Below are 21266 nucleotides of genomic sequence, written 5' to 3'. Positions count from 1 at the left end.
GTCCTACTGCGCGCCGTCGATCTGCGAGAAGGTATAGAGACCCTTGAGCTCGATGCCGATCGCCGCGAGCGTCTCCTTGCCGCCGGACTCGCGATCGATCACGCAGAGTGCGAGCTCGACGGGCACGCCATCGGCGCGCAGCTTCGCGACCGCATCGGTGATCGCGCCGCCGCTCGACACCACATCTTCGATCAGTACGATCCTGCGCCCGGCAAGCTCGGCGCCTTCTGCGTACTGGCATGTGCCGTATTCCTTTGCTTCTTTCCGGATGAATGCCGCCGGCAGGCCGGTAACCTGGCTGAGCATCGTCACGATCGGAATGCCGCCCATTTCGAGGCCGCCGAGCACTTCAGTGCCGGCCGGGATCAGCGGTACCATCGCCTCGGCAATGGCCTTGAGCAGCACCGGATCGGATTCGAAGCGGTATTTGTCGAAATAGACATTGCTGCGCTTGCCTGAGCGGAGCACGAAATCGCCAGTGAGTTTGGAGACTTCGCGGATACGTTTCGGAATGTTCATGGACGCCCTATATTCTGTTGCAATGTGTCTGCGGTGACCGCGGGCACGAATTTACTAGAAAAGCGGCACGCCTGTATCGGTTTAAAAGAAAAAGGCGCCGGGATGCCCCGACCGCAACGAATGGAAACTCGATGAAAAGTTTGATCCGCGGCACCCTGGTACCGATGGCGGTATTGGCCGCCATGACGCTTGGTGCATGCGCTACCCATCCGGGCAACCCCAACGCCCTCTGGAATATCGTCAGCAAGCAGTGTGTGCCGCAAGCGAACGATCCGTCCGCGCACAATGCCTGCGCCTATGTCGATCTCGCAGGCGGCTATGCGGTGCTCAAGGATATCCGCGGGGTCGGCCAGCATCTGCTGATACCGACCGAGAAAATCAGCGGCATCGATAGCCCCCGGCTCGAGCAGCCCGGCCTGCCGAACTACTGGCGCGATGCATGGGAGGCGCGGGTCTACGTTGAACGGAGCCTGCACACCTCATTGCCCCCGGAAGACATTGGCCTCGCGATCAACTCGGCAAGCGGGCGCTCGCAGAACCAGTTGCATATTCATATCGATTGCATGCAGCCCGAAGTCGTTGCCGCGCTCTCCGCGCAGCGCGCTTCGATCGGCGAGTCCTGGCGCGAGCTCGACGTGCCGCTGGAAGGGCATCGCTATCGCGCAAGACTCATCACCGACGGGACCCTGCGCGACACCGACCCGTTCGCGCTACTCGTTGCCGACACCCGCGCCCGCGGCGAGTCGATGGCGGACCAGACCCTGCTGCTGACCGGCACCACGCTGGCTGACGGCAAGCCCGCCTTCATCCTGCTCAACGACCACGTCCACGGGCTCGACCGCGGCTCCGCCGAAGAACTGCTCGATCACGACTGCCACGTGCGGGGAAGATAGGGACCTTCAACTTCGTCTACGTCCTCACCCAGGGTGGCCCCGCGTTTTCGACGCGAACTACTCTCGACGCTCGTAGCGCTACGCGTTCTACAATTCACGATGGGGCCCGCGGCGGCGGCACGCGTGATCAGCGCGACCTTGCCGCGTCGCGACAATGGTGATTTTTTCCTGTCATGCAGCGGCGCTTCGTCGAAGACATGGCGAGCAGTCCAGTCAAGGGTTGAGCCCCGCGGCGGCCCGGCGATGCCGGGTCGCCTGCTTCCGTCCCTTTCTCAACACGCACATAGGCAGAGGTCTCAATCATGTCCTCCCCCGCCGCGTCTATCTCGAACCATGCATCGACTCATGCAGCGCGAGCCGACGCCCAGCAGACCCGGACGGTTCCCAACGACTATCTCGAGCGCGTGTATGCCGGCGTGCTCGGCAAGCTGATCGGCGTGTTCCTCGGCCGGCCGTTCGAGAACTGGACCCACCAGCGCATCATGGCCGAGCTCGGCACCATCGACTACTACGTCCACGACCGCCTCGGCGTGCCGCTCGTCGTCACCGACGACGACGTCGCGGGCACCTTCACGTTCCTGCGTGCCTTCGAGGAGCACGGCGTGAAGCCCGATCTGTCGGCCGAGGAAATCGGCAAGACCTGGCTCAACAACATCGTCGAAAACCGCGCGATTCTCTGGTGGGGCGGCAGCGGCAATTCGTCCGAACACACCGCGTGGCTCAACTTGAAACGCGGGATCCCTGCGCCTGAGAGCGGCTCGATCGAAACCAACGGGCAGACTGTCGCGGAGCAGATCGGCGCGCAGATCTTCATCGATGGCTGGGCCATGGTCTCACCCGGCCAGCCGCAACTCGCGGCGCGGCTCGCCACGCAGGCCGCGCGAGTCAGCCACGACGGCGAAGCCGTGCTCGCGGCCAAGCTGCTCGCCGCGATGGAGGCCGAAGCGTTCGTCTCGAACGATGTCGAGCATCTGCTCGACGTCGGTCTCTCGGTGATTCCGGCGGACAGCCTCATCGCGCGCCTGATCGGCGACGTGCGCCGCTGGCATGCCGAGCTGCCGGACTGGCGCGACTGCCGTCAGCGCATCCAGGATCACTACGGCTACGACAAGTTTCCCGGCAACTGTCACGTCGTGCCCAATCACGCCCTGATCATCATGAGCGTGCTGTACGCGCCGGACGATCTGCAGAAGGCGCTGATGATCGTCAACACATCGGGTTGGGACACCGACTGCAACTCGGGTAATGTCGGCTGCCTGCTCGGCATCAAGCTCGGGCTCGCCGGGGTGAACTCGGGACCCGACTGGCGCGGGCCGATCGCCGACAAGATGCTGATTTCGTCGGCCGACGGCGGCAACGCCATCACGGATGCCGTGCGCATCGCCTACCAGATTGCGGGCTTCGGCTACCGGCTTGCCGGCATGCCCTCGCCCGATGCGCCGAAGCACGGTGCGATCTTCCATTTTTCGCTGCCGGGCAGCGTGCAGGGTTTCGAAGCCGATTCCCGCAAGGGCACGCCGAGCGCGCTGAAGGTCGAGAACCACAACGGCAGGCTCGCGCTGCGCTTCAAGTGGCTTGCACCGGGCCAGACTCTGTCAGCGATGACGCCGACCTTCTCGCCGTCCAATGCACCACAAATGCCGGTCTACGAACTGATGGCGACGCCGCTCGTGTACTCGGGGCAATGGGTCGAGACAAGCATCAGCGCCGCACCCGGCAACTCGGCGCCGGTAAGCGTCGGCCTGCGCCTCAAGGTCTACGGAAAAGGCGATTCATTGAATGTCGTCGACGGCGAGCGGCAGACCCTCTCCGCGGGGCAAAGTGCAATGCTGCGGTGGAAGCTTCCCGATACGGGCGGCCAGCCGATCCAGCAGATCGGCTTCAATCTGTCGACCGAAGCCCTGCAGGCCGACGGTGCGATCGAAGTCGACTATCTGCGCTGGGACGGCGCACCCGAGCTTTGCCTGCGGCGCCCGGACGAGCCCGGCGACTTCTGGCGTCAGGCCTGGATCAACAGCGTCAGCATCTTCAGCAAGAACTTTCGTACGGCGTTCCGCATTTCCCAGAGCGTCGGCGAAGGGATGATCATTCATGGCACGCGGCAGTGGACCGACTACACCGTGTCGTCGAACGTGAACATCCACCTCGGGCATGAAGGCGGACTCGCGGTGCGTGTCCAGGGATTGCGGCGCTACTACGCGATGCTGTTGTCGCGCGACGGCCATGTGCGCCTCGTCAAGGCGAGGGACGGGAAAAGGGTGATGCTCGCAGAGAAGCCGTTCGCCTGGACACTCGAACAGCCTCACCTGATGACGATCACAGTTCGCGGTACCACAATCGAATGCTCGCTGGACAGCGTGCCCGTGTTCTCGGTCAGCGACGTCAGAGAGGGCTACGAGAATGGCGGCATCGGGCTCGTGATCAATGAAGGGGCATTGTCGACGGCGGAAATCCGGGTGAGCGGCGTTCAGTCCTGAACACGTGCGCGGCCATCCTCCTCCTTCAGGGCTCCTTTAAGGCGGGGAGGATGTCAACCACGCTCCCCGTTCAGGCCGCCGTGGATTGCACGACGGCCTGAGCTCCCCTAGCCCTCCCGCGTCATGCGGAGGGAATCAGGCGTTCCGCCTTGAGTCGGTCGAACAGCGAAAAGAACGCATCAGGCGTCGAGCGGTAGTCGAGGAAGCCGGCCTGGCGGCTTTTCGACATATCAGTGAGGACCTCCATCGGGCGGCCGAGGTCGGCGTCGGTATGCCACCACGATGCAAGCTTGCCGATGTCGGCTTCGGCCAGGCCGTATTGCGCGGCGATCTTTTGCCATTGCGCTCCCGCCTCGTGCATGCGCGCTTCGAGCGGGCGGACTTCACCGTCGAACGGCACGGCGATCACGCCGAAGTAATCGGCGATGCGCGACCACATCCACTTCCAGCGGAACAGGTCGCCGTTGACGATGTTGAAATCCTGATTGCGCGCGGACTCGGCCGTTGCGGCCCATTCGAGATGGCGCGCGAGCTGGTCCGCACTGGTCATGTCGGTCAAGCCATTCCATTGCATCGACGAACCCGGAAACACGAAGGGCATGCCCGTCTGCTTGCACAGTGTTGCGTAGACGGCGAGCGTCGTGCCCATATTCATCGCGTTGCCGACCGCGAAGCCGATGATCGTGTGCGGCCGGTGCACGCTCCAGGTAAAGCCGTCGCGTGCGGCTGCCGCGAACATGCGGTCTTCCTGCTCGTAGTAGAAATTCTCGACCTTCTGGCGCCCCTGCTCCTCGCGAAACGGCGTCTCGGGCACCGCGCCCGTCGCATAGGCCTCGAACGGTCCGAGATAGTGCTTGAGACCCGTCACGAGCGCGGCATGCGCGAGCTTCGAGGGTCCGGCCGAGAGCGCGTCGAGTACGTTGCTGACCATCGCGCCATTGACGCGGATGTTCTCGCGCTCCGTCGCCTGCCGTGCCCACGCAGTAAAGAAGACGTGTGTGACGTCGAGACCCTCGAGGGCCGCGCGAACTGAGTCCGCCGAAGTCAGATCGGCGGAGTGTGCCTTGACCTGGGGCAATACCGGCGTACGACCTCGCGACAGCCCGTGCACCTGCCAGCCGCTGGAGAGCAGGCGGCTCGCCAGGCTGCTGCCGGCGATCCCGCTCGCTCCGATGATAAGTGCTCGATTTTGCATGACAAGAATAGTGTGAAGTAGAAAGCGCGCGTCAACGGTTGTCGACACGCTTGAGGAATGGGCGAACGTCCACGCTCTTCCAGATGCCCGCCGCATTGAAGGGATCGTTGCTGTTGAAACGAACGACATCGGCGATGTCGTCGGCTTCATACAGGAAGAAGCTGCCGATCATCGTTTGCTGATCGCTTGCGAGCAGCGGGCCGGACATGACCGTCTTCATTGGAGCCGTGGCCAGATAGGCCTTGTGCGCCTCGTAATGGGACAAACGGCGTTCTACCATACCCTCGTGATCGAGGCAGTACACGGTGAAATGCATATGCAGCTCCAGAAACGTTGTGGTGGTGAGTGCCTGGTCAAGCCCGGTGCGCCGCCGCTTCGACGGCGCGGACGATCGAGAAGAAGTCGAGTTCCGCGCCATCGTCCGCCACGTAGGCGGCAAACTGCTCGCGCACGAGCGCCGCAGCCGCCATCGGCACGCCGGCGGCATGGCCCGCATCGACCACCAGCGACATGTCCTTGAGCATCTGCTTCGATGAGAAGGCCGGGGAGAAATCGCGCTGCTTGAGCGGCTCGAGCTTGTACTTGACAAGCGGCGACGCCGCGACGCTGTCGCCGATCACCGTCAGCATCTCGACCCAGTCGAGACCGCCCCGTTTGCCGAGCGTCAGCGCCTCGGCGAGCAGCACCGCGGTCGAGCCGACCAGGTGGTTGATCGCGAGCTTCAGATAACGCGCCTGCTGATCGTCTCCGACGTAGTACTGGCGTGCGGAGAGTGTTTCGAGCACCCCGCGTGCGCATTCGAACGCGTCTTTCGGTCCCGATGCGAACACCGTCAATTGTGCCTTCTCGGCGAGCACCGTGCTGCCCGATACCGGCGCTGCGACAAAACCCATGCCGCGCGCACGGGCGGCGTCGCGAACCGCCTCCGAAACGCTCGGCGATACCGTGCTCATGTCGACATACACCGTGCCTTTGGCTGCATTCGCCACCACGCCTTGCGAACCGAGCGCGACCCTGCGCAACACTGTGTCGTCGGGAATGATCGAGAATACGAGCTGCACGGACGCCGCAAGTGTCGCGATATCCGCGGCCGGCTTCGCACCCTGCGCGGCCAGTTCATCGACACGCGACGGCTCGACGTCGTAGACCGTGATGTCGAAGCCCGCCCTCAGCAGATTGGCCACGATCGGTGTGCCCATCTTGCCGAGGCCGATCCAGCCGATCGACGGCTTCGCTTGATTGTGCTGTTCAGTCATTCGTGTCGTCTCGGCTATCGGGTCGTTTGCGGATTGATCAGGATCTTCATCTTGTCGCTGCCTTTGTCGCTCAGCACGTCGAAGCCCTTGGCAACGACGTCGTCCGCATCGATCAGATCGTGGATCAGCTTCTCGACCGGAAACTTGCCGTTGGCAATCATGCCGACTATCCGCGGCCAGATCGTGACCGGGTAGCACCAGGTGCCTTCGATGCGGATGTCCTTGAGCGACCACTTCATCGGATCGACGCTCGCGCTGCCGACATGCAGACCGGCCTGCACGACCGCGCCAGCCGAGCGCACCGCGTCCACGCAGGCGTTGAGTGCATGCTGGTTGCCCGCACATTCAATTGCGACATCGACGCCGACGCCTTCCGTAAGGTCGCGGACCTTCTCGGGGAGCCGGCCGTCGGTGGGATCGAATATCTCCGTGACCACGCCGAACTCCGCCATCTTCGCGGCACGGGCCGGATTCGGCTCACTCACGAAGATCTGGCTCGCACCGGCCGCGTGGCAAGCGAGCGCGGCCAGCACGCCGATCGGTCCCGCTCCGGTGATCAGCACGGAGGAACCGACCGTCACGCCACCACGGTCTACCGCATAGAGCGCGACTGCCGCCGGCTCGATCAGCGCACCCTGCTTGTCGCTCACGGTGTCGGGAAGCTTGTTCGCGTGATAGTCGTTGATGACGGTGTATTCGGCCATGCCGCCACCGTCCCAGCTCAGGCCGACGCAGCCCATTCTCGTGCAGAGATGGCGCAAGCCGCGCGCACAGTAGTAGCACTGTCCGCAAGAGGCGAGCGGCATGACCGAAATGCGATCGCCTGCCTGTACGTTCTTCACGTCACGACCGACCTCGACGACTTCGGCGCTGAACTCGTGGCCCAAAACCTGCGGCGCCTTTGCCCCCGTGAGCGGATGCGGCTCGGTCGGCACGACGATCGGGCCGGCCTGATATTCATGCAGGTCGGTGCCGCAGATGCCGCACCACATCGGCTTGACGATCATCTGGCTGGCACCCATGCCCGCCGGGTCCGGCACGTTCTCGACACGAATGTCGTGGGCACAATGAAATCTGACTGCTCTCATGGAACTCCTCCTCTGCGTGGATATGCCGCCTCGGCGGCATCCTCTTGAAATGCGTGCAGGCCGGATGACGGCTACTGCCGACGGCTTCCTGTCTTCAGCGACGTTGCCGAATCACGTAGCACGCCGACGCGCCGATGATGATGACGCCCTTGACAATGGTCTGCGCCTGCACGGGCATGCCGACCAGCAACACGATGTTGAACACGATGACGAGAATCGCCGCGCCGATCAGCCCGCCCGGGAGCGTGCCCCGCCCGCCCGACAAGGCGACGCCGCCCATGACCGCGGCCACGATCGAGTCGAGTTCGAAACCCTTGCCGACCCAGTTGTCGACGATGCCCACGTAGCCCGACAGCACAAGTCCCGCGACGCCTGAAAGCAGCGCGCTGATCACGTAACAGACGATACGCACGCGATCGGGATTCACCCCTACGAGCCGCGCGGATTCCGAATTTCCCCCGACCATGAACACACGGCGTCCAAAGGTCGAGGCGTGCAGCAGTACGCCGAGCACCAGCGCGCAGGCGGCGAGGATCAGCACATTGACCGGCATGCCGCGCACGAACCCCGTACCCATCGAGTGAAACAGCGGTGCGACATTGCCCGAGGGCGCGCCTTGCGTGTAGGCGAAGCGCAGTCCCTCCAGCACGACAGCGGATGCGAAGGTCGCAAGAAACGGCGAGACCTGGCGTTTCGTGACGAGAAAGCCGTTCAGGAGACCCGTGCAAAGGCACATGGCGAATGTCGCGCCGAAGACCGCGGGCACGGTCGCGTTTGTCCCGTCAAAGCCCGTCGCCACCACGGCGGCCGTCGCCATGACCGAGGCAACCGACAAATCGAGTCCGCCGACCAGAATCACGAAGACCTGTCCGATCACGACAATGCCGAGCGGAGCGAACTGCACGAGCATGTTGACAAGGTTGTCCCCGCGCAGGAAAGTCGGGGACATCGCGCCCGATGCGAGCACCAGCAAGACAAAGAAGATGAAGATGCCGTAACGGCGCACGACGTCGACGGAGAAGAAGCGCGCAATGGGCAGCCGTCTGGAAACGATCGAACTCATGCCGCCACCCGTTTGCGCGGCGCATTGAGCGAGACCGCGAGAATGATCGCGGCACCCTGCACGATGAGTTGGTAATGCGAGGGGATTCCTGCGAAGTTGATCAGGTTGTTGAGCAGGCTCAGCAGGTACACCGCGATCAGCGTGCCGACGACCCCGCCACGCCCACCTGTGAGCAGGGTGCCGCCGACCACCACAGGGGTGATCGACGCGAGCGTGTAGTTGGCGCCGAGATAGGGCTGGCCCGAACCGAACTGTGCGGCGAGATAGATGCCTGTCACGCCCGCGCACACCGCGCAGAACACGTAGACGACAAGGATGACCCGTGCCTTGGGAACGCCCGTGAGCGTTGCCGCATGGCCGTCGTCGCCGACCATGTAGACATACCGTCCTAGCCGTGTGTTCTGCATGAGGAACGAGACAATGAAGTAGAGCCCCAGCACGAGCGTGGCGGTAATCGGGATCGTCATGAAACGGCCGTAGGCAAGCGAATCGAAGCCGTCCGGAACCGTGCCGGCCGGCCCAAGCGAGTAGTAGAGAATGGCACCCTGAAGCACCGCGCCCATGCCGAGCGTCACGATCAGCGGATGCACCTTGAGCCAGAGCACAAGTCCGCCGTTGACCAGGCCGACCACCACCGATAGCAGCAGTACGGCGAGCACCGCGCTCGTCCAACCGCCATAGGCGTTGTCGGCCAGGCCGGAGGTCAACGTCGCGCTCACGCTGATCAGCGAACCGACCGACAGGTCGATACCACCGGTCAGGATGGCAAGGGTTTGGCCGAGCGCGACGAGCGCAAGGCCGGTCGCCTGCTGGTGCACGTTCAGCAGATTGCCGAACGTCGCGAAGCGATCGCTGATGCACGCACCAACGACGTACAATGCGACGAGAAGCGCGAAGACCGCGTACGCCGTGGCATTCAACGACAGATGACGGCGCATCGGGGCATGGCGTCGTTGTGTTCGTCCCGCGTGCTGCGTTCCACCCTCCGTCTTACTCAGCGTATTCATGCTCGCGCTCCTCGATCTGTTCCGCCGAAGACGTCGCAAGCCGCATGATGTCGTGCTCCGTCATTCGTTCACCGCTGAGCTCGCCGTTGATGCGACCCTCGCGCATCACGAGCACCCGGTCTGACATGCCGATCACTTCCTGCAATTCGGAACTGATCATCAGGATGCCGAGACCCTGCTGCGTGAGGCTTCGCATCACACGATAGATCTCAGCCTTTGCACCCACGTCGACGCCACGCGTCGGCTCGTCGAGGATCAGCACGCGTTTGCATACGCGCACCCATCGGCTGATGAGGACTTTTTGCTGGTTGCCGCCCGACAGGGTCGCGACACTGCCGGCCGGACGCACGCCGGCGATCGAATAGTCCCTGATGGCGGTCGCCGCCGCTTCACATTCGACGCTGCGGCGTACCAGGCCGAAGCGCGAGACTTGATCGAGCGTGGTCGCCGTCACGTTTTGTGCGACATCGAGCAGCATCAGCAAGCCCTGTGACTTGCGATCCTCAGTGACGAAGCCAAGGCCCAGGCGGATCGCTGCCGCTGGCGTCATGTGCGAACGTCGTGCACCGCCGATCGCCACCGTACCGCGGTGCGCGCGCAGAGCCCCGAAGATGCCCGAGGCAAGCTCCGTGCGCCCCGAGCCGACCATGCCGGCGATGCCCAGGATCTCGCCCGCGCGCACCGTCAACGACGCGTCGAAGACGCGGTTGCCGACGCACAGACGCTCGACCTCGAGCAGTACCGGCGCATCCACCGCGATGGGCAGCCTGGCCGGATAGATTTCCTTCATCTCGCGCCCGACCATCATGCGCACCAGGGCGTCGCGCGTCGTATCCGCGACGGCCTTCGTGTCGACCTTGCGGCCGTCCTTCATCACGGTCACGCGGTCGCAAAGCTCGAAGATCTCTTCGAGCCGGTGCGAGATATAGACGATCGCGACGCCGCGATCGCGCAGTGCGCGAAGCCGTGCAAACAGCAACTGGACTTCCTTGCCGGCGATCACCGCGGTCGGTTCGTCGAGCACAAGCACGCGTGTCTCGCTCGCCATCGCCTTGGCGATCTCGACCATTTGCTGATCCGCAACGGACAGGTTGCCGACACGCTCGCGCGGATCGAGTTGCACGCCGAGCTCCGTGAGCAGCGCCTGCGCCTTCTCGTTCATGGCGCGATGGTCGACAAGGCCGAAGCTCCTGCGCGGCTCGGCGCCCGCAAAGATGTTTGCCGCGACGCTCGATTGCGCAAACAGCACGAGCTCCTGATGGATCACATGGATGCCACGCTGCTTGGCCTGCGCCGCCGACTTCCACTGCACGGCCTGCCCGTCGAAGCGTATCTCGCCTTTGTCGGGCAGGTAGACCCCGGCCATCACCTTGGTCAAGGTCGACTTGCCCGCACCGTTCTCTCCGACAAGCGCGTGGATTTCACCACCGCGCACGCCGAACGACACCTGGTCGAGACTCTTGACGCCCGGAAACGCTTTCGTGACCTGGCACACCTCGATCAGATCATGAGCCGGAGTGATGGGACCGGCGCGGCTCATTTGTCACCCGGCAGCTTGACCTTGAATGTCGACGGGTTATAGCCCGCCCCCATGCCGCCATCGATGAGTTCGTCCGGCGGTCCGTTCTTGTCGACGATCTGATCGATGTACTGGTCGGGATGTGGCACCGACGCCGTTTCGTCGCCGCGCGTCAAGGCGATCTGCGGGCTGATCTCATAGATCTTCGGCAGCGGCTGGCCATTGAGTACCTTGAGCGCGACGTCGATCGCCGTGCCGCCCATCGATGGCGGATAGCCCACTTCGAGCATCGGAATCTTGTCCTTCAGCGCGAGCTGCAGCGGACCGTTGAGGTCGGCCGTCGTGTGGGGCGGAATCTCGCCGGCCTTGTAGCCCGCGGCGAGGAAGGCGTCGATCGAGCCTGCGACCGGCAGGCCATGTGCACACCAGACCGCATTGATGCTGCGCCCGTACTTGGCGATCATCGCCTGCATCTGCTGCTTGGCTTTCACGGGACTCCAGTCCGAGTAGACCGTGTCGAGCACCTTGATGTCGGGGTATTGCGAGAACACCTGCTTGGCGGCCGTTTCGCGATCGGCACTCACGCTCGAGCCGGCCTGCCCGGCGAGCATGATCACATTGCCCTTGCCATGGAGCTTCTCGACGATCCACTGCGCCCAGAGGCGCCCCATCATCGCGTCCGAGCCAGTCACGAAGGACACGAAGTTATCGGATGAGATGCGGCGATCGACCATCACCACGGGAATACCTTGCTTCATCGCCCGTGTGACAACCGGGTCGAGCGCCTTCGAGGTGTTCGCGCTGACGATCAGCAGATCCACGCCGCGCGAGGTCAGGTCCTGGATATCGGCGGCCTGCTTCGCATCGTCCATATTGCCGTTCGTGATGATGATCTGCTTGATGACGTCGGCATGCTCCGACGCGGCCTTCATTAACGAATGCTGCATGACGACGCGCCAGCTGTCACCGAGCCCCGCATTTGAGAAACCGATCACATAAGGCGGCTTCTTCTTGAACTTGGTCGTGTCCGAGAACGGGATCTGGACGGCGGGATTGAAGAGAAAGGTCCGCGGTGCGCCCGTGTAGTCCGCATGCGCGCTCATGGCCGGGATCATCAGTGCAGCGGCAACGGCCAGCGCGCCCGCGCGGGTCAGGCAAAGCAAGTGACGCATGTATGTCTCCATGAATGTCTTTGTGCATCGCCTTCGTGTCCCCCGCTTGAACCGGCTTCCTACCCTGAGCAAGGCTCATCTTGCTTCGGATAGCGATCTATAATCGATCGACCGCATTCGCGAAACGGAACTTGTTCCGACGATGAACGCAGCGTGACACGAATGGTTTGGGGCATCTAGCAACTGCTATTACTAGTAATGGCAGTAACAGGCAAACACACCAAGGAGACAGGCAATGGAGAACCAGCAGCGACTCGACGAACTCGCGGACTTCCTGCGCACGCGGCGTGCGCGCCTGCGTCCCGAGGACATCGCGTTCCCTTCAGGCCCGCGCCGCAAGACGCCAGGCCTGGGACGCGAGGAAGTCGCCGAACGCGCGGGTATCAGCGTCACGTGGTACACCTGGCTCGAACAGGGGCGTGAAGTGAATGTGTCGTTCCGGACGGTCGAGAGCCTTGCGAACGCGCTCAACCTGTCGCCGCACGAGCGGACGCATCTGTTCGAGCTGGCCAATCACTACACGCCGCCCGGCCCTTACCCGATCGCGCAGAATGTGACCGACACGGTGCGCCGCATGCTCGACCAGCTCGGCAACATGCCCGCGTACGTCGTCGACGGAAACTGGAACTACGTGACGTGGAACGAAGCAGCGGTCCGGGTATTCGCGGATTTCCGGGCATTGCCGGCGGGCCGTTGCAACCTGCTGTGGTTCACCTTCCAGGCGGAAGGCTCGCGCACGCTGTTCCGCGGCTGGGATGCCTACGCCAAATGCGTCCTCGCTCAGTTCCGCGGCGATTACATTCTTCGGCCGTCCGGAGAGGTGTTCCTGCGCGATCTCGTCGAAGAACTGATCGATACCGACGCCGACTTCTGCAAGTGGTGGGCCGAGCACGAAGTGCTCAAGCGCAGCGACTGGCGCAAGGTCATCGAGCACCCCGTTGCGGGCGTGCTCGAACTGGACGCGCTGTCGCTCGAAGTCCCCGATGCGCCCGGTACACGCATCATGGTGTACACACCGGCGCCGTCAACCGACACCGCGCAACGGATCGAAGCGCTGATGAAGAGCGCCCGCTCGGCGAAAAAGCCGTTCGAGGCGGCGCGGGTGCTCGACAACTTCCGTTATCCGCGCGCTGCCTCGGTGCCTGAGAAGTAAGCAACCGGCTACGTCGAAGCGTGTGCAGCCGCGAACCGTTCGGGTCCGGCTGTTGAGTGTAAAACGCTCCACCGCGAGCAGGCATCACGCGTTTTGTTGCACCGCGCCATGCCTATCTCGCAAAATGAACGGCCTCGTTGCCGAGGCCCCCTACTGGCTAGGGGTGCCTGAGTCGTTCAGTCCGTACGGCACCGTGAAGCGTCGGGTCGCTATCCGTGTCACCGCCGGCGTCCTCGAACAAGGGGCGATGGCGAAAGCCGAGATTGCCCGCCGTCACGGCGATGATCCCGCCGACGATCAGCGCCGCAAAGGAAAACCAGCTTGCACGTGCGACGGTGCGCGCGGCCGCCTCAGCCGTCGCGCGGTCACTGTCGCTCATCGCCGCGACAGCGCTGGCCGGGTTCATGGCCTGCGCGACCGCATCGCTCGCCTGTCCCAGCGACGGCATGGCCGTGCCCGCCGCCATATCGGCAGCCATGGAGGCCGTGCCGCCGACCAGCGAACCCATCGCAGAGGTCACGAGGATGATCGTGACCGCCCACGCGAGCAGGCCGTGAAGCCAGCCGAGCACGGGTGCGCATCGGCCCGCGAAGTACGAACCGGTCACGACGGCGAGCACGGTGGTAATGATGATCCAGACGCCCGAACCGAAGCCGAAGCCTCGCAGTGGATTCGGCTGGGACATCGGCGCAACCAGGGAAGCCCCTATCCCGGTGCCGAGCACTCCGAGAATAAGGTAAACCACTAGGGACAAGATAACGCCAGCAATGACGGCTCCCCACGAGACGCGTGGCAAGCCCTCTTCAGTAGTCAGAATTCGCATGCTGCCCTCTGGATAGTTGAACGCGTTGCCGCGGTTGCCCTGCACGAACCGGATGGTGCGTCACATGACACCCATGACATTGCAATTCGCGTTCCCAGGGTAGCGATCGTTCCGCCCCCTACTCGAGCGAGAGCGCAGCTGGTGATTGCGGCAATTCTGAAGGTGCGGAGGGCCGCCTCCGGGTTCTCAATCCACGGCGATGATGACGCTCGATGCCTTCACGACGGCGCTGGCCGGTTTGCCGGCAGCGAGCCCGAGGCGGGTAGCGCTTTCGTTGGTGATAATCGCGGCGATCTCGAGCTTGCCCGCGGTAATCGTGACCTCGGTGTTCACGGCACCGGCCTTGACTGCCTTGACCGTTCCGGTGAGCACGTTGCGCGCTGAGATCTTGGCGGGGTCGGCGTCAACCATGACGATCACCGAGGATGCCTTGATAAGGGCGAATGCCTTGCTACCGGTGGCAAGCCCCAGCGCCTTCGTGCTGTCCTGCGTGACGATCGCGACCAGAGTCGCGTCGCCGACTTTAAGAGTGACTTCGTCGTTGACCGCTCCGGACTTGATTCCGCTGACTTCGCCTGCAAAATGATTTCGCGCGCTCGTCTTCATGGTGATTCTCCTGGGTAGTCCTGCGTCGTTTCCCCTGCGTTGCTTCCGATCCTTCGGTGTCGCCCCTGGACTCGAGCCCCGGAACATCCACTCTAGCGGAAATCGCTGGCCGCTCCCCATTCGGACAACGTTGTACCGCTCTCACGGTTCCGCCTGCGGCACGGTAACGCCCGGACCGCTCCATTTCCCCTTCACGTCGGTGTTCGGTGAAAATGAGACCATACGGACCAAAGGAGCACGGAAACAATACCCAAACCGTATCCTTACCTCCCCGGTCTGAAGGCCGAGGTTTCTCGGAGACAGTGATGAAGTTTCAGATTGCGTCGGACCTCCACCTGGACATGCTGGCACGCTTCCCCGGCTATCGAGTCATCGAACCGGCGGCCGAGGCGGACGCGTTGATACTGGCCGGCGACATCCATCAGGAGGCGCAAGGAATCCGGGCGTTCGCCGACTGGCCGGTGCCGGTGTTTTATGTGCACGGAAACCACGAGAACTACGACGGCGACTGCCTGGCCGTCGGCGAGGCCCTGAGGCGCACGGCCGGCGAGACCGGGGTGCGCTATCTCGAACGCACCGCCGTGCATCTCGATGGCGTCCGGATACTCGGCGCCTGCCTCTGGACAGACTACCAATTGTTCGGCAACGCCCCGATGGCGATGCGGGCCGCCGGACACACGCTTGCCGATCATCGGGCGATCCGTATGGGTGAGCGCGACCCGTTTCTACCTGAGCACGCCTTGTCAGAGCATCGGAGATCGGTGACCTGGCTTCGAGAGCAGCTCGACATACCCTTTGAAGGCAAGACTGTCGTCATCTCACATCACGGTCCGCATCCTTTATCGGTTCATCCCCGGTACGAGGGTGACATCGTCAATGCGGCATTCGTGAGTGACCTGACACCGCTCGTCGAGCGTGCTGACCTCTGGGTCCACGGCCATGTGCATGATTCGTTCGACTATCGCGTCGGCAAGTGCCGGGTCGTGGTGAATCCGCGTGGCTACGCGAAGAATCGCCGCGATGCCGGAGCGCCCGGCGATCTGCGGTGGGAAAACCCCAGCTTTGGATCGCGGCTGGTCGTAGAGGTTTGAATTCGGACACGGTTCTTAAGACCGCCGCAGCATTCGCTGAGTAATAGGAATGGTGCCTCTGCAATAAAACACTTCGAGTTGAGCAAACGCAAGTGTTCCGGCGACATCACCCGTTCTCGCCGGAGGGAAAGAGTACCGGGATACACTAAGACCTTTCATCCGAGGTCAGCTGAGGTGCCCAAAGTGTCCACGATTCGCGACGTCGCTGAGCATGCCAGCGTGTCGAAAGCCACTGTCTCGCGCTACCTGAATCGCAGCCTCGCGCTCCCCCCCGAGACCGCGAAACGCATCGACGATGCGATCCGTGCTCTCAACTACCGGCAAAACAGTCTCGCACGGCGCCTGAGCCTCGGCAGCAGCGAGACGATCGGACTTGCGATGCCCGACGTCGCCAATCCGTTCTTCGCCGAAATCGCCGACGAAGTCGAACTCGCGGCATCGAAACTCGGCTATGGTGTCGCACTCTGCATCACCCGCAACCAGCTCGAGCGCGAATCGCTCTACCTGCGCTGGCTCGATACCCGGCATCTCGATGGCCTGATCCTCGTGACCAACCGACCCGACGACGGCACGCTGCGCACGCTGATCGGCGAACGCCGCAATATCGTGTTGATCGACGAGGATGTACCAGGCACCGAGGTCCCGAAGGTTTTCGTCGACAACGTCGAAGGCGGGTATCTCGCCACGCGCCATCTGATCGAAGCCGGTCACCGGCGGATCGGCCATATAACGGGCCCCAAGGCACTGCTCACGGTGCAGGAACGTTTCGACGGATACCGGCGCGCCCTCGCGCAGGCGGATATTGCATTCGATGCGACGCTGGTCCGCTTCGGTGCCTACGAGCGTCAGTTCGGACACGACGCCGCCGTCGACCTGCTTGACCTGCCCTCACCACCCACCGCTGTCTTCGCATCGAGCGACTATCTCGCGGTCGGCATGCTCGAGGCGCTGCGCGACCGTCAGCTCGAAGTGCCTCGCGACATGTCGATCGTCGGATTCGACGATATGGAATTCGCGAACCTCCTGATGCCGCCCATCTCGACACTTCGCCAGTCCGCGCGCGATCTCGGCCGCACCGGTGTCGAAATGCTGCTCGAGCGTCTTGCAGGAAAACGCCAGGGCGCCACCGACACGCCGCCTACCGTGCACCGCCTGCCGGTGCGCCTGATCGAACGCGCCTCCGTCGCCCGTCCGCGTCACGACTGAAGCCCCCGATACACGTGCCCCTGTCCGTGCGGCGCCGCAGCACGCTCTAGATTTTGAAATCATTGACAAAAAAAGCCGCCAAGCAGTAACGTATGTAAACCGGTTTACAAGCGTCAGGCGCGGCGTTTGAAAGCGCCTTTTCGAAGTTTCACCACACTGGGCCCGGCATCGCGCTGACGTCCAGCCCTCATCGCAAAGGGGTCGTTGATGAATGCACCTTTGAAACTCCGCCGGATGACCGCCGCCGCTCTTACGCTGGCAGCAGCCGTGACGATGTTCGGCTTCACGGATGCCGCGAATGCGGCGGGTAAGAAAATCGCGCTCGTGCAGATCAACCAGGAAGCCCTGTTCTTCACGCAGATGGACGAGGGTGCACGAAAGGCCGCCAAGGCTGCCGGCGCGGACCTCGCGATCTTCAACTCCAACAACGATCCGACTGCACAGAACAACGCGATCGAAACCTACATCCAGCAGAAGGTCGATGCGATTCTGGTCGTCGCGATCGACGTCAACGGCATCAAGCCCGCGATCACCGAAGCGAAGAAGGCCGGCATTCCGGTCGTTGCGATCGACGCGATCGTCAACGGCGACAACGACGTGCAGGTCGGCGTCGACAACAAGAAGGTCGGTACCGACATCGGTCAGTACACGGCCGACTACATCAAGAAATCGCTGGGCGGCAAGGCCGAGGTGGGCGTGGTAGGCGCATTGAATTCGTTTATCCAGAACCTCCGGCTCGACGGATTCAAGACGGGCCTCGCGAGTGCACCGGGCGCCAAAATCGTCGCGACGGTCGACGGCCAGAATGTGCAGGATCAGGCGCAGACAGCCGCCGAAAACCTGATTTCAGGCAATCCGAATGTCAAGGTTGTTTATGCCACCGGCGAGCCCGCACTGATCGGCCTCGTCGCGGCGGTCTCCGCGCAGGGGGCGACCGACCGGGTCAAGATCGTCGGCTGGGATCTCAGCGCACAGGCCATCAAGGGGCTCGATCAGGGCTTCGTGACGGCCGTCGTCCAGCAGGATCCCGAAGGCGAAGGCAAGGCGGCCGTCAACGCCGCGCTCAAGCTGCTCGCCAAGCAGCCCGTCGAAAAGAATATCTCGGTACCGGTCACGATCGTCACCAAGGCGAACGTCGCCCAGTATCGCGCAGTCTTCAAGTAAGCCTGCGCACGAGGCGCGATACGCATGTGCGCGGCCTGCGGACGACAGGGGGCCGTGTGCTTCACCCGACGCCCGCCATGGATGTCCTTCACCCTGACTAAACGGGAGCCTGTCCTGATGAACAGTGTGGCCAGTACCGCGGTACCCCCGCGGGTGCGCATGCGCAATATCGCGAAGCGGTATGGCGCAATCCAGTCGCTGCGCGGCGTCAATCTCGAAGTCGCGCCGGGCGAGGTGCTCGGACTTGTCGGCGACAACGGGGCCGGCAAGTCAACGGTATCGAAAGTGCTGTCCGGCGCCGTGATCCCCGACGAAGGCTATATCGAGATCGATGGAAAGCGCGTTCATTTCGAAAATCCCGGCGACGCGCGCGTCCATCAGATCGAGATGGTCTACCAGGACCTGTCCTTATGCGACACCGTCGACGTCGCAGGCAATCTGTTCCTGGGCCGCGAACCCATGCGGCGCATCTGTGGCGTTCCCGTGCTCGACCTCGCGAAGATGCACCTCGACGCACGCGAGATGCTCGACGGTCTCGGCATCCGGATCCCGAACACCCGGCTCGATGTCGAAAACCTCTCGGGCGGCCAGCGGCAGGCCATCGCGATCTCGCGAGCGGTTTCGTTCGATCCGAAAGTCCTCATCATGGATGAGCCGACGGCCGCGCTCGCGGTCGCCGAGGTCGAGGCCGTGCTCGATCTCGTGCGTACCGTCAGCGCACGCGGCGTGAGCGTGATCCTGATCAGCCATCGGCTGCAAGACCTGTTTCTGGTCTGCGACCGTATCAGCGTGATGTACGAAGGCCAGAACGTCGCCGATCGCCCAATCGGCGAGACGAATCTTCAGGAAATCGTCGATCTGATCGTCGGACACAAGTTCAACGCCCGCTCCGCGCGCCCGACCATCGAGAACTGAACATGGATGTGACCTTGTCCGACTCCACCCAACCCACTCGCCTGCCGCTCAGACACCGCCTCGGCCGCAATGCCGGCGTGACCAGCATCGCGGTGTTCTTCCTGTGCTGTGTGATCGCCTTCGCGTTCTCGACCGACACATTCCTGACGGCCGGCAACCTGCTCAACGTGCTCCGCCAAAGCGCGCCCTTGCTGATCGTCGCGACGACGATGACCCTCGTGATCACGACGGGCGGCATCGACTTGTCGATCGGCTCGACGCTTGCGCTCATCGGAGCGCTCGCGGCCATCGCGCTGCAAGCCGGCATCCCCGATACGGTCGTCTTCATCGGCGGTCTCGTCCTCGGCGGGATCATCGGTTTGATCAACGGCTACTTCATCGCCATCGCGGGCATGCCTGCCTTTATCGTCACGCTCGGGACCCTGTCGGTCGTGCGCGGCATCGCCCTGCTGATTACGCAAGGCTACTCGGTGCCCATCGAAGGCGACGGCTGGTTCGTCGAGCTCGGCCGCGCCTGGTTATTCGGTACCCCGCTGCCGGCGGTCATCGCGATCGTCACGCTGCTCGCGGGCTGGGTCGTCCTGCGGCATATGCGCTTCGGCCGCTATATCGTCGGCATCGGCACGAATGCCGAAGGCGTGCGCCGCGCCGGCGTCAATGTGCGTCTCGTGATCATCAAGGTCTACGTCCTCAGCGGAGCCGCCGCGGGTCTCGCCGGCCTGATCACCACGGCCCGGCTCGGCAGCGGCTCGTCGAACCAGGGCGTCGGGTTCGAACTCGCCGTGATTGCTGCGGTCGTGCTCGGCAGCACGAACCTCTTCGGCGGCCGGGGCACGATTCTCGGCACCCTGCTCGGCGCGCTTACGATCGCCGTGCTCGGCAACGGGTTGATCCTGATCCATGTCTCGCCGTTCTATACCCAGATCATCCAGGGCGCGATCATGCTGTTCGCGATCTGGATGAATACACGAATCTTCGCGCCGCAGCGCACGAGCAAGGGCTGAGCGATGACGCAAGCACATTCGGTGTTCGGACATGCTTCGCCTTTGCCAATCGGCGTCGACAGCGGCCATGTGATGACGGTGCTCGGGCCTTTGCCCGTCGCGCAAATGGGCATCACGCTGATGCACGAGCACATCCTGATCGATGCCTCGGGAAAATGGGTCGCGCCGTCGTGCTGCGGCGAACGGCATATCGGCGAACAGAAGGTTCATATCGGCATTCTCGGCGCATTGCGCATGAACCCGCTGATGAACCGCGACAACTGTCAGCTGTTCGATCCGGACCTCGCGGCCGAAGAACTCATGATGTTTCGTGATCGCGGAGGACAGACGGTTGTCGATCCGACGAATATCGGCATCGGCCGCGATCCGCTCGCGCTCCAACGCATCTCGCGACGCACCGGACTCAATATCGTGATGTCGACCGGTTTCTATCTCGAGCCCTCGCATCCGGCCTATGTGCGCGGAAAGTCGATCGAAGCGCTCGCCGAGCAGCTTGTCTTCGAGGTCGGAGGCGCATCCGGCAAACCCGATGTCATTGCGGGAATGATCGGCGAGATCGGGGTCTCGGCCGCCTTCACGGCTGAAGAAGAAAAGTCGCTGCGCGCGGCCGCGCGCGCGAGCGCCGCCACGCGCGTTCCGCTCTCGGTGCATCTGCCCGGCTGGGTCCGTCACGGTCATCGCGTACTCGATATCGTCGAGCATGAAGGTGCCGACCTCTCGCATACGGTGCTCTGCCATATGAACCCGAGCCATCTCGATACCGAGTATCAGCATTCGATCGCACGGCGCGGCGCGTGGCTCGAGTACGACATGATCGGCATGGACTACTACTACGCCGACGAGCAGGCGCAGTCCCCCTCGGACGAGGAGAACGCACGCGCGATCCGCGCTTTGATCGATGCGGGTCATATCGATCGCCTGCTGCTTTCCCAGGACGTGTTTCTGAAGATGATGCTCACGCGCTTCGGCGGGTATGGCTATGGCTACATCCTCGAACACTTCGTGCCTCGCCTGCGGCGGCACGGCGTGACCGATGCGCAGATCGAGACGATACTCGTTCGCAATCCCGCACGTGTGTTTTCGCGTCAAGCCCTTGCGTAACTGAGTCTCGCAGG

General features: G+C 63.2%; 20 protein-coding genes. 9 read left to right on the top strand and 11 right to left on the bottom strand.

What is annotated here, in order from left to right:
• Positions 1-3 precede the first annotated feature (3 nt).
• Positions 4-519 carry an orotate phosphoribosyltransferase gene (gene pyrE, locus HV670_RS17905; protein ID WP_175106144.1) on the bottom strand — a complete coding sequence of 172 codons (516 nt, stop codon included), beginning with the start codon at positions 517-519 and terminating at the stop codon, positions 4-6.
• Between the two features lie 131 nt (positions 520-650).
• Between pyrE and HV670_RS17900 the strand changes: the two genes are divergently transcribed.
• On the top strand, positions 651-1412 hold the full coding sequence (locus HV670_RS17900; RefSeq protein ID WP_175106143.1) for a CDP-diacylglycerol diphosphatase: 762 nt from the start codon (positions 651-653) through the stop codon (positions 1410-1412).
• Positions 1413-1714: 302 nt separating this feature from the next.
• The gene (locus tag HV670_RS17895) at positions 1715-3889 is read left to right on the top strand and encodes an ADP-ribosylglycohydrolase family protein (RefSeq protein WP_175106142.1); all 2175 of its coding nucleotides are present in this window, start codon (positions 1715-1717) and stop codon (positions 3887-3889) included.
• A 121-nt stretch (positions 3890-4010) separates the two neighbouring features.
• Here HV670_RS17895 and HV670_RS17890 read toward each other — a convergent pair whose 3' ends face one another.
• The 8 genes from HV670_RS17890 to HV670_RS17855 form a co-directional block, all read right to left on the bottom strand.
• A complete protein-coding gene (locus HV670_RS17890; RefSeq protein ID WP_175106141.1) occupies positions 4011-5084 on the bottom strand; it encodes an SDR family oxidoreductase in 1074 nt (357 codons plus the stop codon).
• Positions 5085-5115: 31 nt separating this feature from the next.
• Positions 5116-5400, bottom strand: a complete 285-nt coding sequence (locus HV670_RS17885; RefSeq protein WP_175106140.1) for a YciI family protein — start codon at positions 5398-5400, stop codon at positions 5116-5118.
• 37 nt (positions 5401-5437) lie between these two features.
• On the bottom strand, positions 5438-6340 hold the full coding sequence (locus tag HV670_RS17880) for an NAD(P)-dependent oxidoreductase (RefSeq protein ID WP_175106139.1): 903 nt from the start codon (positions 6338-6340) through the stop codon (positions 5438-5440).
• Positions 6341-6354: 14 nt separating this feature from the next.
• A complete protein-coding gene (locus HV670_RS17875; RefSeq protein WP_175106138.1) occupies positions 6355-7428 on the bottom strand; it encodes a 2,3-butanediol dehydrogenase in 1074 nt (357 codons plus the stop codon).
• A 94-nt stretch (positions 7429-7522) separates the two neighbouring features.
• Positions 7523-8491, bottom strand: coding sequence for an ABC transporter permease (locus HV670_RS17870; RefSeq protein ID WP_175106137.1), 969 nt, complete (start codon positions 8489-8491; stop codon positions 7523-7525).
• Positions 8488-9498, bottom strand: coding sequence for an ABC transporter permease (locus HV670_RS17865; protein ID WP_246257627.1), 1011 nt, complete (start codon positions 9496-9498; stop codon positions 8488-8490). Before HV670_RS17865 ends, HV670_RS17870 begins: the two co-directional genes overlap by 4 nt.
• The gene (locus HV670_RS17860) at positions 9482-11038 is read right to left on the bottom strand and encodes a sugar ABC transporter ATP-binding protein (protein ID WP_175106136.1); all 1557 of its coding nucleotides are present in this window, start codon (positions 11036-11038) and stop codon (positions 9482-9484) included. Before HV670_RS17860 ends, HV670_RS17865 begins: the two co-directional genes overlap by 17 nt.
• A complete protein-coding gene (locus HV670_RS17855) occupies positions 11035-12189 on the bottom strand; it encodes an ABC transporter substrate-binding protein (protein ID WP_175106135.1) in 1155 nt (384 codons plus the stop codon). Before HV670_RS17855 ends, HV670_RS17860 begins: the two co-directional genes overlap by 4 nt.
• Positions 12190-12424: 235 nt before the next feature.
• Here HV670_RS17855 and HV670_RS17850 point away from each other — a divergent pair, with 235 nt between their 5' ends.
• On the top strand, positions 12425-13342 hold the full coding sequence (locus HV670_RS17850; protein ID WP_175106134.1) for a helix-turn-helix transcriptional regulator: 918 nt from the start codon (positions 12425-12427) through the stop codon (positions 13340-13342).
• A 157-nt stretch (positions 13343-13499) separates the two neighbouring features.
• Here the strand turns inward: HV670_RS17850 and HV670_RS17845 are convergent, their stop codons facing one another.
• The gene (locus HV670_RS17845; protein WP_175106133.1) at positions 13500-14165 is read right to left on the bottom strand and encodes a hypothetical protein; all 666 of its coding nucleotides are present in this window, start codon (positions 14163-14165) and stop codon (positions 13500-13502) included.
• 186 nt (positions 14166-14351) lie between these two features.
• Entirely contained in the window at positions 14352-14771 is a 420-nt protein-coding gene (locus tag HV670_RS17840; protein WP_175106132.1) for a TOBE domain-containing protein, read from the bottom strand.
• Positions 14772-15076: 305 nt separating this feature from the next.
• Here HV670_RS17840 and HV670_RS17835 point away from each other — a divergent pair, with 305 nt between their 5' ends.
• The 6 genes from HV670_RS17835 to HV670_RS17810 all read left to right on the top strand — a co-directional run bounded on the left by HV670_RS17835 (position 15077) and on the right by HV670_RS17810 (position 21252).
• A complete protein-coding gene (locus tag HV670_RS17835) occupies positions 15077-15862 on the top strand; it encodes a metallophosphoesterase (RefSeq protein WP_175106131.1) in 786 nt (261 codons plus the stop codon).
• 183 nt (positions 15863-16045) lie between these two features.
• Complete coding sequence (locus HV670_RS17830; RefSeq protein WP_217478457.1) at positions 16046-17068, top strand: LacI family DNA-binding transcriptional regulator; 1023 nt, start codon at positions 16046-16048, stop codon at positions 17066-17068.
• A gap of 207 nt (positions 17069-17275) precedes the next feature.
• A complete protein-coding gene (locus tag HV670_RS17825; RefSeq protein WP_175106129.1) occupies positions 17276-18232 on the top strand; it encodes a substrate-binding domain-containing protein in 957 nt (318 codons plus the stop codon).
• 117 nt (positions 18233-18349) lie between these two features.
• Positions 18350-19147 (top strand): ATP-binding cassette domain-containing protein, encoded by a 798-nt coding sequence (locus HV670_RS17820; protein ID WP_246257624.1) that lies wholly within the window; start codon positions 18350-18352, stop codon positions 19145-19147.
• A 2-nt stretch (positions 19148-19149) separates the two neighbouring features.
• Entirely contained in the window at positions 19150-20151 is a 1002-nt protein-coding gene (locus HV670_RS17815; protein ID WP_175106128.1) for an ABC transporter permease, read from the top strand.
• A gap of 3 nt (positions 20152-20154) precedes the next feature.
• Entirely contained in the window at positions 20155-21252 is a 1098-nt protein-coding gene (locus HV670_RS17810) for a phosphotriesterase family protein (protein WP_175106127.1), read from the top strand.
• Positions 21253-21266 lie beyond the last annotated feature (14 nt).

The organism is Pararobbsia alpina, assembly GCF_902859895.1.
GTDB lineage: Bacteria > Pseudomonadota > Gammaproteobacteria > Burkholderiales > Burkholderiaceae > Pararobbsia > Pararobbsia alpina.
This window is presented reverse-complemented; position numbering and strand designations above follow the sequence as displayed.